Origin of the sequence: Alistipes indistinctus YIT 12060 (genome assembly GCF_025144995.1) — a bacterium.
Lineage (GTDB): Bacteria > Bacteroidota > Bacteroidia > Bacteroidales > Rikenellaceae > Alistipes_A > Alistipes_A indistinctus.
In genome coordinates, this window is the sequence record NZ_CP102250.1 from 1,473,922 (window position 1) to 1,490,527 (window position 16,606).

The 16,606-nt window shown below is 54.5% G+C and carries 9 protein-coding genes; 5 read left to right on the forward strand and 4 right to left on the reverse strand.

Annotated elements, in window-relative coordinates:
• Positions 1-213 precede the first annotated feature (213 nt).
• Positions 214-2,556, forward strand: a complete 2,343-nt coding sequence (locus NQ495_RS06305; protein ID WP_009133800.1) for a glycosyl hydrolase — start codon at positions 214-216, stop codon at positions 2,554-2,556.
• A 205-nt stretch (positions 2,557-2,761) separates the two neighbouring features.
• Here the strand turns inward: NQ495_RS06305 and NQ495_RS06310 are convergent, their stop codons facing one another.
• Positions 2,762-5,011 carry a glycoside hydrolase family 95 protein gene (locus tag NQ495_RS06310; protein WP_187118321.1) on the reverse strand — a complete coding sequence of 750 codons (2,250 nt, stop codon included), beginning with the start codon at positions 5,009-5,011 and terminating at the stop codon, positions 2,762-2,764.
• A 319-nt stretch (positions 5,012-5,330) separates the two neighbouring features.
• Between NQ495_RS06310 and NQ495_RS06315 the strand changes: the two genes are divergently transcribed.
• Positions 5,331-5,924 (forward strand): peptidylprolyl isomerase, encoded by a 594-nt coding sequence (locus NQ495_RS06315; protein WP_009133798.1) that lies wholly within the window; start codon positions 5,331-5,333, stop codon positions 5,922-5,924.
• A gap of 146 nt (positions 5,925-6,070) precedes the next feature.
• Here the strand turns inward: NQ495_RS06315 and NQ495_RS06320 are convergent, their stop codons facing one another.
• Together NQ495_RS06320 and NQ495_RS06325 are read right to left on the reverse strand one after the other, a co-directional pair.
• A complete protein-coding gene (locus NQ495_RS06320; RefSeq protein ID WP_009133797.1) occupies positions 6,071-7,369 on the reverse strand; it encodes an alpha-L-fucosidase in 1,299 nt (432 codons plus the stop codon).
• Positions 7,370-7,441: 72 nt separating this feature from the next.
• Positions 7,442-8,755 carry an aspartate kinase gene (locus tag NQ495_RS06325; protein ID WP_009133796.1) on the reverse strand — a complete coding sequence of 438 codons (1,314 nt, stop codon included), beginning with the start codon at positions 8,753-8,755 and terminating at the stop codon, positions 7,442-7,444.
• Between the two features lie 401 nt (positions 8,756-9,156).
• On the opposite strand from NQ495_RS06325, the gene NQ495_RS06330 reads away from it, so the two are divergent.
• The 3 genes from NQ495_RS06330 to NQ495_RS06340 all read left to right on the forward strand — a co-directional run bounded on the left by NQ495_RS06330 (position 9,157) and on the right by NQ495_RS06340 (position 14,258).
• A complete protein-coding gene (locus NQ495_RS06330) occupies positions 9,157-11,496 on the forward strand; it encodes a GH92 family glycosyl hydrolase (protein WP_009133795.1) in 2,340 nt (779 codons plus the stop codon).
• Positions 11,497-11,701: 205 nt separating this feature from the next.
• Positions 11,702-13,102: a Gfo/Idh/MocA family protein gene (locus NQ495_RS06335; RefSeq protein WP_009133794.1), complete on the forward strand. Its 1,401-nt coding sequence runs from the start codon at positions 11,702-11,704 to the stop codon at positions 13,100-13,102.
• A 73-nt stretch (positions 13,103-13,175) separates the two neighbouring features.
• Positions 13,176-14,258 (forward strand): phosphotransferase enzyme family protein, encoded by a 1,083-nt coding sequence (locus NQ495_RS06340; RefSeq protein WP_009133793.1) that lies wholly within the window; start codon positions 13,176-13,178, stop codon positions 14,256-14,258.
• 224 nt (positions 14,259-14,482) lie between these two features.
• Here the strand turns inward: NQ495_RS06340 and NQ495_RS06345 are convergent, their stop codons facing one another.
• On the reverse strand, positions 14,483-16,426 hold the full coding sequence (locus NQ495_RS06345; protein ID WP_040294189.1) for a response regulator: 1,944 nt from the start codon (positions 16,424-16,426) through the stop codon (positions 14,483-14,485).
• Positions 16,427-16,606 lie beyond the last annotated feature (180 nt).

A 16,606-nucleotide genomic window follows, 5' to 3' on the forward strand; every position in this document is an offset into this window, starting at 1 on the left:
ATTCACATGAGTTTATCACACATATCGAAATCCGGATAACACCCACATTCCCGAATGTGTAAAAATACAATTTTTCCCGGGAATTCACAGTTCCCGCACCCGTATCTTTCCGCACAGGGGGCATTCATTCCTAAAAGATTGGAAGGTGCGGCAAAAAAATGTATCTTTATCGGGTTCACAAACCCGGACATACATACACGACAACGACCCGCCATGAAGATAAATCCGCGCAAAACCACCTTTTATGCAATCATTGCCGCAACGGTAGTCGCACTCGGAATCATCGTTTACGGACGCGACAGTTTCTATCGACGCGACAGCTGGAAAAACGACTTCGTCAATCCCCCTTCGCGCTTCCGGCCGCAACCTTTCTGGCACCTGAACGGGCACCTGACAACCGAAGGTATCCGCAAACAGGTGCAGGACGCTTACCGCAAAGACGGTTTCGGCGGAGTGGCCATTCTGCCCCTCTCGCCCGAAAAGAGCTGGACGAATGGCGAAATGACACCCGGCACAACGCCCGAATACATGACCGAAGGTTATTTCGAGCGATACGAGGACATTCTCGAATGTTCGGCGGAGCAGGGAACCGAAGTGATCCTGTACGACGACATCAATTTTCCGAGCGGCACGGCCTGGAACCGGATCCGCGATGAGTTTCCGCACCTGACCAAAAAGCAGCTCAGTATGCGCGAACGCGACTTCACGGGGCCTGCAACGGTCACCGAAACGATACCGGTACACGGACAGTTCATGGGAGTAGTGGCAATGAACGTCGAAACGGGCGAGCGCATCGACCTGACCGACCTGGTGCAGGACAGCACGTTGAGGTGGAACGTTCCGCAAGGCAAGTGGAAACTGATGGCTTTTACTCTCGAACTTGCCGGCAGCTCGAAAATCGACTACATGGACACGACGGCTGTGCGCACATTCATTTCACTGACTTACGACCGTTACGCCGAACGTTTCAGCGACTTCTTCGGCAATACCATTACCAAAACTTTTTTCGACGATGTGGGCTGTTATCCCAACCGATGCTGGAACATCGGTATGAGCGAGCTGTTCGAAAAGCGTTACGGCAAAAAAGCCGTGCTTTATTATCCGGCCCTCTGGTACGATATCGGACCGGAAACGCAAGCCGCCCGTGTCGCCTTTTTCGGCCTGCGCGCCGAGCTGATGGGTGAAGGCTTCCCCCGCATGGTGGCCCAGTGGTGCAACGCACACGGACTCGCCAGCATGGGACACCCGCCCGGCAATTACGAACCCACGGCCGTCGACATGTACGGCGACCCGTTCAAATTCTACCGCCACACCCAGGTCCCGCTGATGGATGCGATCCACGGCTATCCGTTCGGCCGGTCGGGTTTCAAACTGATCAGTTCGGCCGCCGAAGCATTCGACCGCCCGGTGACGGCGGCAGAGTGCTACGGCAACTACCCGGCCGATATGGATTCGTTGATGCTCTACCGCCTGGCGATGGAGCTGATGGCACGCGGCGTCAACTTTTTCGTCCCGCACGGGATGTGGTACGACACCGAGCAGGTAAAGATTCCGCCGCTGATCTCGCACGACAGCAAACTGCTGGGCCCGGCGCTGCACCGTTACAGCGACTACGTGGGCCGCTCGGTAGCGCTGCTGGACGGCGGGCGGCGCGTGACCGACATTGCACTGCTTTATCCGATCCATTCGCTCGAAGCCTGGCACGGCTTCATGCCGGGCCGTCCGGATACGGGCAAAGACGTCCCGCCAGAGAATAACTACAACACGCTCAGCGACTGGCTGACGGGAGAACTGCGGCAAGATTTCACGTTCGTACATCCGGAGCTGTTGCAGGGCAACCTCTATTCTGTCCACGACGGACGGCTGGTACTGAACACCCGGCAGACCCGGCAGGAGTACCGCCTGCTGATTTTACCCGCAGGCAAAGTCATCTCCGCCGAAACGCTGAAACGTATCAAAGAGTTTTACGACAAAGGGGGCCGAATATTGGCGACCGGCCAACTACCGGTACAATCGGCCGAATTCGGCCGGGACACCGAAATAACCGCATTGATCGGACAAATCTTCGGTATCGACCCGACCCGGCCGATGCCCGCAAAAGAGACGTCCGCCGCAAACAAACAGGGGGGCCGGGCAATATTCGTGCCTGCCGTTACACGTGAGACGTTGCGTACGGCAATCGCAAGATTAGTTCCGTCGCCCGATGTCCGCATTCCGCTTCTGGCCGATATGAAAGCTCCTGCGGACAGTCTCGGTGGGCCATTGGGCGTCCTTCGCGACCATCCGCTCACACCGGAGATGCTCGGCATGTTCTCCTACATCCACAAGCAAAAGGAGGGACGCGACATCTACCTGTTCGCAAACTCTACCAACCGGCCGGTGGATACCTGGGTCGAAGTGCGCGGCAAACACCGCCTCGACCGATGGGATCCTTACACGGGCGAAATCGTCCCGTGGCCGGAAACCGAAACCGTCACGAATGCCGCCGGGGAGAAATACACCCGCCTGCACCTGACGCTCGATCCGGTACGGTCGGTTTTTGCCGTAAGCAGATAAGACTGTGCCTGTTTCCTGAGACCGGAAATCAGCGTCCTCCAACTCGCTTTTGTCGCTACCAGAGTACGCTTTGCCTCTTTGGGTTGGATACTTTTGTCCGGTATCGGCAATATGCCTACGGCATACGGACAAATCCACGAAGCCGGGGACTACAGAAAAACCCTTCAACAAAAGACACCGGTTCCGGTGGCACCGTTTACCATTTCTATTTCGCCGCAACGGTTTTCAGCAGATAGCGCTCTCCTGCACGAGCCGGGAAGGTTGTCAGGTAATATCCATCCGAAACCGGAGTACTGACAGCCAACCCGGGAACAGTCCGGGAACGACCCGACGCAGCACCCTGCACCGACACCGGAAGGTCCGTCCGGATCGTACAGGTCCCGTCATGGGTAGCCAGCACCGTTGCTCCGGTCAATCTCCCGCCACTCCAATCCATATCGACCACATAGCCGCCACGGCCCCTCAGACCCTTGACTTCACCCGTACCCCACACCGAAGGCAGCGCGGGCAGCAGGTGCAACTCGCCGAGCTGGCTTTGCAACAGCATTTCGGCGACACCGGCCGTCGCACCGAAGTTGCCGTCGATCTGGAAAGGCGGATGGGCGTCGAACAGGTTCGCATAGATTCCGCTACCGCTGTTCTGATGCGTCTGGTAAGTCAGTCCGGTATTGTCGGTAAGCGTCATGGCATTTTTCAACAGCAAGTGCGCATGGTCTCCGTCGAGCAGGCGCGCCCAGAATGCGATCTTCCACGCCCGGCTCCAGCCGGTACCGAAATCCCCGCGTGCCGCAAGCGTGCGGCGGGCTGCATTCGCATAAAGCGTATCGAGCGCAGGTGAAATCGCACGGCCGGGATAGAGCCCGATCAGGTGCGACACATGGCGGTGCTGGTTTGCAGGGTCGTCTTCCAGGTGTTTCCACTCACGCAACTGCCCCCACGAACCGACTGTCAAACCGTTATCGAGCCGCTCCAACTTGCTTTCGAGCTGATCGACGAACGCCTGGTCCGTACCCAAAATGCGACCGGCCCGGACAGTGTTGTTGAACAGGTCCCAGATCAATTGTTGCGCATAAGGAATCCCCGACTCCCACGGTCCGTGTTCGGGCGACCATTCGTTCGGGGCCACCAACTTGCCGTCATCGTCGACGATCAGCCGGTCGAGCCAGAACCGGCAGGCCGACTTCATCACCGGATAGGCCTCCTGTTCAAGATAATCGCGTTGCGGATCGAACAGGTATTTATCCCAGACGTGCATGCAATACCACGCATTGGCCGGGCGGTTCCAGTTCCAGTCCGAATAACCGAAAATATTATTCTGCGTCTTGAGCGCCCAGCCCCCGCAGTCGAGCTCGCCTGCCATCTTTTTCCACGAATCGTGCAGCTGTGATTCATTGTAAATGTAGCGGGTAAACGGCTCGTGGCACTCGGCCAAATTAGTAGGTTCTGCAGGCCAGTAATTCATCTGCACGTTGATATTCGAGTGGATGTCGCTCTGCCAGGGCGGCGTGTTGCTGTCGTTCCACAACCCTTGCAGGTTCGACGGCAGGTCGAGTCCCGGCCGGGACGAAGCGATGGTCAGGTAACGTCCGTACTGGAAATAAAGCACATCGGCCGCCGGATCGTACTCCCCTTTGCTGTAACGAACGAAAAGCTCATCGGTCGGAAGTTCCGGAGTCGTATTGCCGACATTCAGGGAGAGCCGGTTATACAGTGCATGATAATCGTCCAAGTGCGCTTTCCGCAACGCGGCGTATCCTTTGGAACCGGCACGGGCCGCAACGGTACTCACCTTTCCTTTCCAGTCCGACCGTGTCAGGTAGTCCGGCGATTGGGGATCATAATCCGTCCCGGCGCTCAACAACAGCGTCGCGGCATCGGCTCCGGTCAGCGTCAGCGTAGAATCTCCGGCCTGTAGGGTCCCCCCTTCGTTGAGCACGGTCAATTGCGCTTTATACGACAACAGCGTCAGTTTACCTGAGATGGTAATGCTGTTGCCCGTAACCGTCCTCTGCCCGCCGGTATGGGCATCGTCCATCCGGACGGTAAAACCGATCTTACCTTTTTTGTTCGCGGTAAAACGCATCGCGATCACATCGTCCGGATAACTCGCCAGGTACTCGCGCGTATAAGTCACGCCATCCGCCTTATAAACGACCTTGGCCAACGCATCGTCAAGATCCAGCTCCCGGCGGTAATCGACAGGACCCCTGGGATTATTCCCTCCGGCAGCCCCGAAATCAATAAAAATATCGCCGAAATTCTGGTATGCGCCGCGTTCGGTGGTACTGCCGGTCCAGAGCGTTTTGTCGTTGAACTGAATCCGTTCGACGGGCAATCCGCCGAAAATCATCGCGCCGATGCGTCCGTTACCGACAGGCAACGCCTCGGTCATCCAGTTTGTCGCCGGACGGGTATACCACAGTACCTGTCTGACCGGCTGCGGTTTGGCGGCCATAACCGGTTCCGTCCATAACATTGCAGAACATAGGACCAGTGAGGCCCATACTGCCTTTTTTGCGATCGATTCCAATTGTCTCATATAATCTTGTCTGATAATAATTGCTTTTTACCAGCTTCACCGGACATCGTCCCGCACCCCTTCCAAAATACCGACAACAAGGATACCCCGGGCAGTCCGACCACATATTCCGGACACATATCCGGCTGTGAGGGGTGAAATTACGAATTTTTCCCGAAACGCCGCGACCGAACGGCTTTTAAATCCTCCGGCTTTGTCGTACCTTCGTAAACCTAAACCTGAAAAATCCCGAACCATGAGAAAAATTCTTTGGAGTTCACTGCTGTTTTTTTGCGGAACGCTGCTGAATGCCTGTCAGCCCGGCAACCGGCTTCCGGTCGTCGTCATCACCACTTCCGCCGGAGAGATCACCGCGACGATCGACACGGTCCGTGCCCCGATCTCGGGAGCGAATTTCATGAAGTTGGTCGATGCAGGAGCCTACGATACAGGCGCGACATTTTACCGGGTCGTGCGTCCCGACAACCAACCGGACAACGATGTCAAGATCGACGTTATCCAGGGCGGCCTGCGTAACGATTCGTCGGTAGGCAACCTCACACCGATCGCACACGAAACGACCGAAGCGACCGGCCTGAAACACCTGGACGGAACGCTGTCGATGGCACGCAGCGAACCGGGAAGCGCTTCGTCGGAGTTTTTCATCTGCATCGGCGACCAACCCGAACTGGATTTCAACGGCAAGCGCAACCCGGACGGACAGGGCTTCGCCGCATTCGGCCGGGTAACCGAAGGAATGGATGTCGTCCGGCGAATCCAACAGCTGCAGGATTCGATACAAATCCTCACCGAACCGGTCAAGATCGTTTCGATCCGGCGGGTACAATAAATCCGGGAGAATCCGATCCTGAAATTTAAGGAAATCCGGTTCTTAAAACAGAGATATCACAAGGGCGGCAGTGAAGCCGCCCTTGTGATATGCGTCTATCTTTTGATTTACTTTTGGGGAACCGGATCATTTAGAACCGGGCCGCCTTACATCTCCAACGTCACGACATAGTCGATATCGGTCGGAACTTCGCCCAGTCGCAACAGCACGCCGTCCTTATCCTGCGTGAACTTCACTGGAGCTCCGTCCACGAAGCGGGTCGCCTTCTTCACCTTTTTATCGGTAATCGGCAGGAAGAGGCCGTCGTCCTGCAGGTTCAGGATATGCACATAAAGTTTGTTGTCTTTTTGCGTGGTAACACCCCATTCGCGCTGCGGAATGATCCCGCCGCGGGTTCCGTAGACCGTTTCGCCGTAGACCTTCATCCAATCGCCGATCTCGCGGAAGCGCTCGAGTGCAAGCGCAGGTATCTCGCCGTTGGGTTGCGGGCCGATGTTCAGCAACAGGTTCGCGTTATTGCCGGCGGCTTTCACGAGATACTGAATCAACTCCTTGCCCGACTTGTAATTCTGGTCGTTGATCTTATAACCCCACATGCCGTTCATTGTCTGGCAGGTTTCGAGCGGCAGCGTACCGATCTCCGAATCGGGGGAATGTCCGGCGGTGTTCTGTCCGGGCAGGTCGCGCTCGAACATCTGGAAATCCTCGCCATCGAACGGTTTCTGGTGGTGATTGTTACCGATCAGGCAACCCGGCTGGATTTTGTGGATCACCGCATATTGCTTATCCAACTGCCAGTCCTTATCGAAAGGCTTGTCCCACCAGCCGTCGAACCAGATCGCTCCGATCGGGCCATAGTTGGTCAGCAGTTCGGAGAGTTGGTTGTTCATAAAATTCCAATAGTCGCTCCACTGGCCATGTTCGGTACGGCCCGTGTTATGGCCGCAGCGTCCCAGCGGATAATAGTCGGGACGAGTCCAATCCATGTGGGAATAGTAGAAATTAAGCGTAATTCCCTGTTTCTTACACTCGTCGGCCAGCTCTTTGATGATGTCGCGGCCGAAAGGCGTCGCTTTCACGATATTGTAATCCGAATACTTCGTATCGAACATCGAGAAACCGTCGTGATGACGCGACGTGATTGTAATGTATTTTGCGCCGGCATTTTTAATGGCCGACACCCAGGCAGCGGCATCGAATTTCGACGGATAGAATCCGGAAGCGAGTTTCGCATACTCTTTAGCGTCGAGTTTGTTCAGTTCGAGCGCCCATTCGCCGTCACCGAGCATACTGTAGATGCCCCAATGGATGAAGACGCCGAATTTGTCGTCCTGGAACTTTTCACGGTTGCGCAGGTTCTCCTCCGTAGGCACATACTTGTCCTGTGCGGAAGCCTGCAACGAGAAGGCCGCCAGTAGCAGCAACGATACAAAGATTTTTTTCATAACAGAATCGGTCAGTAAGTGATTTGCTCCCAAAGATAGCAAAAATCCGCTCACCTCCTATTTTTCCCCCATTTAAACAAAAACATACTCGTTTAGTGCCTGCAACGCCCGGCTCTTATCGCTGCTCCGCATCACGAGCGCAACGTTGCTGCTACTCTCCCCATAGGAGATCATCCGCACCGGAATATCACGGAGCGCACCGATAATCCTGGCTTCGAAACCGACATTGTGCCACTCCAAGTCTCCCACAACACAAACGATCACCATGTCTTTTTCAACCGTAACCTCTGCGTATTTGCCCAATTCCGCGACAATTTCCTGTAAGCGCTGCGGATCGTCGATCGATACCGAGATATTTACTTCGGAAGTGGTCACCAGATCGACCGGTGTTTTACAGCGTGCGAAAACGCCGAATACTTTGCTGATGAATTTGTAGGCCGGCAGCGACCGTGAAGCCCGGATTTTAATATAAGTGATATTGTCTTTGGCCGCTACGGCTTTAATTTTACCCTTTTCAGCACATTCGGTAATCAGCGTGCCGGGTGCCTCCGGCTGCATCGTATTGAGCAATCGGACCGGAATACGGTGTTTCTCGGCGGGCTGGATACAAAGCGGATGCAGGATTTTCGCGCCGAAATAGGCCAGCCGGGATGCCTCGTCGAAACTGAGCAACCGTACCGGAACCGTATTAGACACTATGCGCGGATCATTGTTGTGCAGTCCGTCGATATCGGTCCATATTTGAATTTCTTCCGCCCTTACTGCCGCTCCGATTAACGATGCCGTATAATCGCTGCCCCCGCGTTGCAGGTTATCGATCTCTCCGGCCGCATTGCGGCAAATATAGCCTTGCGTGATGAACAGGGAGCACTTGCGGTGCTGTCGCAAATATTTGCACAAATTGCGGCGGATGAACCGCCCATCGGGTTCGCCGTTACCGCCCAGCCGCATAAATTCCAATGCCGGCAGCACTACGGACTCTATATTCATCTCTTTCAGGCATAGGTGCATCAATAACGTGGAAAGTAACTCTCCCTGTGCCAATATCACTTTTTCATTCTCGGGTGTATAACCGGCCTGAGGCATTTTCCATAGAGTACGGAAACAATCCGTCATCCCATCCACAGCCAACCGGCGGCAACTCTCCGTACCAAACAGGTCATTGACTGTTTCCACATATTTGAACTCAAGTTGCCCGACCAGTTCACCAAACCGGAAACGGTCACCGTCTTTAAGTGTTCCGGCTATTTCCACCAAGGTGTTGGTTGTCCCCGACATAGCCGACAATACAACGATTTTAGGGGATTTATTCCCGATAAGCCCTGCGACTTTCCGAATCTGGACAGCGGATCCTACCGAAGTGCCGCCGAATTTCATCACTCTCATTTTATATTCTGATTTTAGTAAATTATTTTCCCTTATAACCTCACTTCATTCTTTTTACCCTTCCATTTTGGCAAGGATGATTTGTCAAAATGGGAAACCTCACGGTCCGGATGTGATTGCCCAAGCGGCCATTTCAGCGGAATAACCAATCGCAAAAGCAATATCCAACAGATTAATAATAAAATTATTACCATCTCATCATCGTTTTACAAACCCCATTTTCAGGCCCTATTCCATTGACCGGCATTCCCGGACTCGTTGTATATCACGACAAGCCGGATGCCGGGACTGGCGATTAAACTCCGGAGCTTTTTGCGCGAATTCCATACGCCTTTAGACGAAAATCCGGGTGAAATCGTTATCTTTGAAAGCACTTGTTAAATCCATACTGAAAACCAGACATGAATAAAACTCTCTGCTTATCTCTTTGTCTGCTGGCGGGCGCAGCCACCCTGTCGGCCCAGCAGCGCAGCGCGGTAGACCAGGTCAACCCGATCATCGGCACCAACAAAATGGGACACGTTTTCCCCGGTGCCTGCGTACCGCACGGAATCGTTGCGCTGAGTCCCGACACGGACACCATCCCGCACAACATCGACGGAGTCTACCAGCCGCGCGCATACGAATACTGTGCGGGATACCAGCACAAAGATTCGACGATCGTCGGCTTCAGCCACACCCACTTCAGCGGCACCGGCCACTCCGATCTGGGCGACATCCTGATCATGCCGACCACCGGAGCATTGAAGCTCAACCCGGGCACGGCGACCGATCCGGATGCGGGCTACCGTTCGCGGTTCTCGCATGATACCGAAATCGCCACGCCGGGCTATTACGAAGTGATGCTCGACGACTACGGCGTAAAAGCGCAGTTGACCGCTACCGAGCGCACGGGCGTGCATCGCTACACCTATCCGGCTGACGCCGATACGTCTCGCATCATCCTCGACATGAACCATGCGATCTACAACTACGACGGCAAGGTGCTGTGGGCGAGCGTACAGGTCGTGAACGACTCCACGCTGGTGGGTTACCGCATCACAAACGGCTGGGCACGGGCGAACTACACCTATTTTGCGATGAAGTTCTCGAAGCCTTTCAACAACTACGGCTACATCGACCACAAGAAACCCAAATACATGGGTCATCTGGCCAAATTCAAGCCGAACCGTAATTTCCCCGATATTCAGGGACGCCAGATCGTATGCTACTTCGATTTCGATTTGGGCAACGACCCGACGCTCGATATCAAAGTGGGACTGTCGGCCGTCAGCACCGAAGGGGCAATGAAGAACCTCGAAGCCGAAGCCGGCAACAAAACTTTCGAACAGATCGCCGCCGAAGCTCGTGCAAAATGGGCCAAGGAGCTGAACGTCATCGAAGCCGAAGGCAGCGACGACCAACTGGCGATGCTCTATACGTCGCTTTACCACACACTGATCAACCCGTCGGTTTACATGGACGTGGACGGCCAGTACCGCGGCCTCGACCAGAACATCCACAAGGCCGAAGGCTTTACCAATTACACCATCTTCTCGCTGTGGGATACGTACCGCGCCCTGATGCCCCTCTACAACATCATCAACCGCGAACGCAACACCGACATGGTCGAATCGATGCTGAAGCACTACGAGCAGAGCATCCACCACGCACTGCCGGTATGGTCGCACATGGGCAATGAAAACTTCTGCATGATCGGCTACCACGCCGTTCCTGTACTGGCCGACGCGATCACCAAAGGCATCAAGGTAGACAAGCCGCTCGCACTGGAAGCGATGGTCAGCAGTTCGACCATTCCTTACTACGGCAACCTGAAAGAGTATATGGAACTGGGCTACGTTCCGTTCGACAAAAATCCGACAGGAGCGTCGAACACGCTGGAATATGCATTCGACGACTGGACGATCTACAACACGGCCAAAAATATGGGCAAGACAGAGATCGCCGACACTTACAAAAAACGCGCGCTGAACTACCGCAACACTTTCGACAAGAATCTGGGTCTGGCCCGCGCACGTTACAGCGACGGTACGTGGAAAAAGGATTTCCACCCGCTGGGCACGCACGGCGAAGGCTTCCTCGAAGGTAACTCGTGGAACTATTCGTTCTATGTTCCGCAGGATGTGGAAGGATTGAAGGCCTACATGGGCGGAGACAAGAGGTTTATCCAGAAACTCGATTCGCTCTTTACCATGTATCTGCCCGACGAATTCTTCGCAGAGACCGAAGATGTAACCCGCGAGGGTATTCTGGGGAATTATGTGCACGGCAACGAAGTGAGCCAGCACATTCCGTACCTCTACGCCTGGACTTCTGAACCGTGGAAAACGCAATACTGGGTACGTGAGATCATGAATAAGATGTATCAGAACAACATCGACGGACTGTGCGGCAACGACGACTGCGGTCAAATGTCGGCCTGGTATATTTTCACTGCGATGGGCTTCTATCCCGTGGCCCCCGGCACCGACCAGTATGTAATCGGAGCGCCTTACCTGCCTTACATGAAGGTAAACCTCGGCGACGGCAAGAGCCTTACCATCCGCGCCGATAAAGTAAGCGATAAAAACCGTTATGTACAAAGCGTGACGCTGAACGGCGAGCCGATCAAAACGGCCTACCTGACGCACAACCAGATCATGGGTGGCGGGGAACTGAACTTCGTGATGGGTCCCAAACCGAACAAAAAGCGGACTTTCACGCCCGAACAGCGGCCTTACTCGCTGACACAGGGCGAATAAACGATCCGATTCGATCGGATTCCGCATCAGATCTAACTTCCCGAACCGCTGTCTGCCGGTACCCGAAAAGAGTACCGGCAGATACGGTTCCTGAACGGGAAGATTGTTTATGACGGCACCGGCAAACGGCCTTCCCCGCAAAAAGAAGCGCCCGTCGCAAGCAAACCCTCCTACAACCGAATTATTAACCCTAAAACAACACCCGATGAAAAGATTTTACACCTTAATGCTCGCGGTAGTGGCAATCGCCTCGACGGTCATGCTGAACGGTTGCTGTCAGCAAGAGCAAAAAAGCGCAATGATCGAATTTCCCGAGCCGGCGCGCCCGGCCGGTCAACAAGACGTCTTGGAGTTGAGATGCGATCCGATCGACACGGTACGTATCGCCGTGATCGGATTGGGTATGCGTGGTAGCGGAGCCGTTGAACGCCTGACGCATGTGGACGGCGCGAAGATCGTCGCCCTGTGCGACATCGTGCCGGGTAACGTAGCCAAAGCCCAGGCCACGCTGAATAAAGCCGGTTTCCCGAAAGCCGCAGAATTCAGCGGCGACACCTCTGTATGGAAACAAGCCTGCGAACTGAATAACGTCGATCTGGTCTACATCTGCACCGACTGGAAGATGCACACGCCGATCGCCGTTTATGCAATGGAGCAGGGCAAGCATGCCGTTTCGGAAGTGCCGGCGGCATTGACCCTCGACGAATGCTGGCAGTTGGTCAATACCTCGGAAAAAACCCGCAAGCACTTCATGATGCTCGAAAACTGCTGCTACGACTTCTTCGAGCTGGCTACGCTGAACATGGCCCAACAGGGACTTTTCGGCGAGGTCGTACACACCGAGGGAGCCTACAACCACGACCTGCGCGGGCTGTGCATGAACGATTCGACCGGCTACCACGACATGTGGCGCCTCGAATACAACGCCGCCCACGACGGCAATCCCTATCCGACGCACGGCCTCGGCCCGATCGCCCAGATCATGAACATCCACCGCGGCGACAAGATGGATTACCTCGTATCAATGTCTTCCGACCAGTTCGGGCTGACCGATGCCGCTATCACGAACCACGGCCCGGAGAGCAAATTCGCCAAACGCGACTACAAGCTCGGAGACGTCAACACCACCGTAATCCGTACGGCCAAAGGCAAGACGATCATGGTACAGCACGACGTATCGAATCCGCGTCCGTACAGCCGCATCCATCAAGTGGTAGGCACGAGGGGATTCGCCCAGAAATATCCCATCGAGCAGATCGGGCTCGACTCCGTGGAAGCAGAGGGTCTCGATGCAAAAGCCCTGGCCGACCTGCTGACCCGTTATGAGCACCCGATCTCGAAGGAGTACGGGGAAAAAGCCCGCGCGGTGGGCGGACACGGCGGAATGGATTTCATCATGGACTCGCGCCTGATTTACTGCCTTCGCAACGGCCTTCCGCTGGACCAGGACGTATACGATGCGGCCGAGTGGAGTTCGCTTGTCGCGCTGACCGAAGCTTCGGTTCAGAACGGAAGCGCACCGGTCAAAGTTCCCGATTTCACGCGCGGGGCCTGGGACAAAGTCAAAGGTTTCTCGTTCGCCTATGCGCCGGGAGATGCGAAATAGAAAGTAAAGCGGGAATGTCCATTCATTCCCGAAGCACGATGTGACTAACCCTTGTTTTTTGTACAATTCAAGTATGGAACAAAAACTGAAAATCGCCGGACAATTCGATATCGAGGGAACCGTCTCAGGGATCGCCCCGGTGGGCAACGGCCTGATCAACGACACCTACAGCGTAACGACCGCTGAGACGAACACGCCGGACTATATCCTGCAAAGGATCAACCACCACATTTTCAAAGATGTGGAACTACTCCAGCGCAATATCCAACGCGTGACCGACCATATCCGGGCCAAACTCGAAGCCTCGGGCGAAAGCGACATCGACCGCAAGGCGCTGAAGTTGGTACCGGCGAAAGACGGTAAACTCTACCATTTCGACGGCGAAAACTATTGGCGCATGACGGTGATGATTCCGCGTTCCGTGACCCACGAAACGATGACACCCGCTTTGGCCGAGCAGACCGGAATGGCGTTCGGCAACTTCCAGTCACAGCTTTCGGACCTGCCCGAAGGAGCATTGGGCGAAACGATCCCGAATTTCCACAACATCGAATTCCGGGTTGAGGGCTTCAAAGAGTCGATCGCCCGCGATAGTGCGGGGCGCCTGAAAGACGTGCAAAAACTCGTAGAAGAGATACTCGAACGCGCCGAGGTAATGTGCAAAGCACAGCAGCTTTACCGCGCAGGCAGACTTCCCAAACGGGTTACGCACTGCGACACGAAAGTCAATAATCTGCTCTTCGACGAACAGGGAAAGCCGCTGTGCGTGATCGACCTCGACACGACGATGCCAGGTTTCGTGCTCAGCGATTTCGGCGACTTCATCCGCACCGGAGCGAATACCGGGGCCGAAGACGATCCGGACCTTGACAACGTTTCGGTAAATATGGATATTTTCCGCGCCTTTTCGAAAGGTTATATCCGTAGTGCGGGAAGTTTCCTGACCCCGACCGAACGCGAACTGCTTCCTTTCGGGGCAAAGATGCTGACCTACATGCAGACGGTGCGTTTTCTGACCGATTACCTCGACGGGGACACCTATTACAAAATCAAATTTCCCGAGCATAACCTGCAACGCTCCTATGCCCAGTTCAAACTGTTGCAGAGCATCGAAGCCCACGAACAAGAGATGTCCGATTACATCGCATCCCTGTGATAACATCTGCCTATCCCCGACCAAACCTATCCTTATGGTTCGGTTCCTGGCGGGTATACAGTTTCAAAAACACAGAAAAGGTCGCCCAAACGGGCGACCTTTTTCATTTAGGCTTACGTTTACTTTTTTATACTCATTATACACCCCCGGAAGAAAGAATCATCCACCCCTGCCTCGCTGGATGATCACCGAAAGCCTCTCCGCCCGGTCTACGGTACGACGTCTCAGCTCACCGCGCTTTCCGGGACGGGATTAATCCATCTTTCTATAGCCTGCTTCAGGTCCGCGATCGCATAAGGCTTCGAGACGATCGCATTACAGCCCGCGGCCAATGCCTGCTCCTTATCGGTATAATACGCATGCGCCGTCACGGCGATAATCGGAATGTCCGGCGAAATACTGCGGATACGTTCGGTCGCTTCGATGCCGTTCATCTCCGGCATCTTGATATCCATCAGGATCAGGTCGGGCCGCTCGCGCACGAAACTGTGGAGCGCTTCGCGGCCGTTGGTCACCCAACGCAGCGTATACTCTTTTTTCAGCAGGGCCGCCAGCAGGCGGTAATTGGCTTCGACATCTTCCGCCACCAAGATCACCTTCCGCTTCCTGTCGGGATGCTTCTGAACCGACGCGGCAACCGGTTGCTGCAGTTCTGCAACCTCAAGTTCGGCATCGGCGCGATAAGGCAGACAGAACGAGAAAGTACTGCCTACACCCAACTGCGACTGGACATCGATATATCCCCCAAGGCGTTCGGCTATACTCTGGCAGATGGAGAGTCCCAGGCCGGTACCCTGCACAAAATCGTTCAGCTTCTCGAAACGATTGAAAATCAAAGGTATCTTATTCTCAGGCATGCCGCAGCCCGTGTCGCTGACAAACAGGTCGAGCCAACCGTCCCGTTGCACGGCACCCAGCGTAATACATCCATGCTGGGTATTCTTAATGGCATTGGACAAAAAATTGAACAACACCTGAGTCAACCGGTTGCGGTCAGTCAAAATCCAGACCGGCCGTGCAGGCGCAACGATTTTCAGTTCAACCCCGACCGTCATTTTCAAGCTGTGCACCTTGCCCACCTCGTCGAGCAGCCCGGTCACCTCGACCGGTTGGAAATGGTTCTCGGATTTGCCCGACTCGATCCGGGAAAGGTCGAGAATATCGTTGACCAGTTGCAATAACAGATTACTGTTGCTGCGAATGATTTCCTGATACTCCTCCTGTTCTTCCCCGCAATCGCCTGCGGCGATCAACTCCGAAAAACCGACGATCGCATTGAGCGGCGTACGGATCTCATGGCTCATCGTAGCCAAAAAGACAGATTTCATCCGGTCGGACTCCTCGGCGCGGGCCTTCGCTTCGATCAGCTCTTTCGACCACCGGACGCGGTCGCCGATATCATGGATCAGTGCCAGGACTTTGTTCTTCTCATACGGGGCGATACGCGCCTGAAAATAGTGCCGCCCGCTCTCGACATCGAGCGGATATTCGATCTCACGAATCTTCCCGTCCGCGAGACACTCCCGGATATTACGCACGAACAGGTCACTCACCTCGGCCGAATAGATCGTGCGACCGTCGGCACCGATCAACTCTTCCACAGGATGCAGCAACACCGTACCGGAAGCCATCAGTACATCGGTAATGAAAAACCGGTCGTCCATGATGAAGATAAACTCGGGCAGCGCTTCGATCACTTTGCGGTTACGCTCTTCGAGCGCACGGATACGGGCTTCTCCCTCGCACCGGGCCGTTATGTTACCGGTATAAGCGACCAGTTTCTGCGGGCGCCCTTCCTCATCAGACTGATAGGAGAAAAAATTATCTTCGAGCCAAATTACTTGTCCCTTGTTCCCGACACACCGCACCCGGATACAGGCATTTTTCGTATCGGACGCCAACATCCGGCCGAAAGCCTCGCGGTAGTTAGACACATCATCCGGATGTGCGAACCGATAGAAATCATCTATATCGGAAAACTCGACGCCTGCCTCGGTAAGGCCCAATATGCGAAAATAATCCTCATCGAAACTACAGACACCGGTCCGGATATCATATTCCCACAGGGCAACCTTGTGCGCAGCCAGTACGGAAACGATTTTCTGATGCCGGTCATCTATTCCCTGCTTGTTCTCCTGGGAGGGCACCGTGTCTGATTTGCCTTTCATCGATTGTAAATTGGATCGCAGTTTAAAGTAAAAGTACAAATATTCGGATTGCAAGGCACTTTTCCAACAACCATTTTTGTCACTTTTTTTAAAGAAGTGTCAAAAAAACCGTTATTTTCCATCTTTAAGTCTGCTTTACCGAGGTAACATTCCTCATTTTTATCCGCCTCCGCAAAACAG

What these genes read in the sequence shown, in the direction of transcription:
- NQ495_RS06305 (WP_009133800.1), top strand. Translation starts at nt 214, where the DNA reads ATGAAGATAAATCCGCGCAAAACCACCTTTTATGCAATCATTGCCGCA.
- NQ495_RS06310 (WP_187118321.1), bottom strand. Translation starts at nt 5,011, where the DNA reads ATGGCCGCCAAACCGCAGCCGGTCAGACAGGTACTGTGGTATACCCGT.
- NQ495_RS06315 (WP_009133798.1), top strand. Translation starts at nt 5,331, where the DNA reads ATGAGAAAAATTCTTTGGAGTTCACTGCTGTTTTTTTGCGGAACGCTG.
- NQ495_RS06320 (WP_009133797.1), bottom strand. Translation starts at nt 7,369, where the DNA reads ATGAAAAAAATCTTTGTATCGTTGCTGCTACTGGCGGCCTTCTCGTTG.
- NQ495_RS06325 (WP_009133796.1), bottom strand. Translation starts at nt 8,755, where the DNA reads ATGAGAGTGATGAAATTCGGCGGCACTTCGGTAGGATCCGCTGTCCAG.
- NQ495_RS06330 (WP_009133795.1), top strand. Translation starts at nt 9,157, where the DNA reads ATGAATAAAACTCTCTGCTTATCTCTTTGTCTGCTGGCGGGCGCAGCC.
- NQ495_RS06335 (WP_009133794.1), top strand. Translation starts at nt 11,702, where the DNA reads ATGAAAAGATTTTACACCTTAATGCTCGCGGTAGTGGCAATCGCCTCG.
- NQ495_RS06340 (WP_009133793.1), top strand. Translation starts at nt 13,176, where the DNA reads ATGGAACAAAAACTGAAAATCGCCGGACAATTCGATATCGAGGGAACC.
- NQ495_RS06345 (WP_040294189.1), bottom strand. Translation starts at nt 16,426, where the DNA reads ATGAAAGGCAAATCAGACACGGTGCCCTCCCAGGAGAACAAGCAGGGA.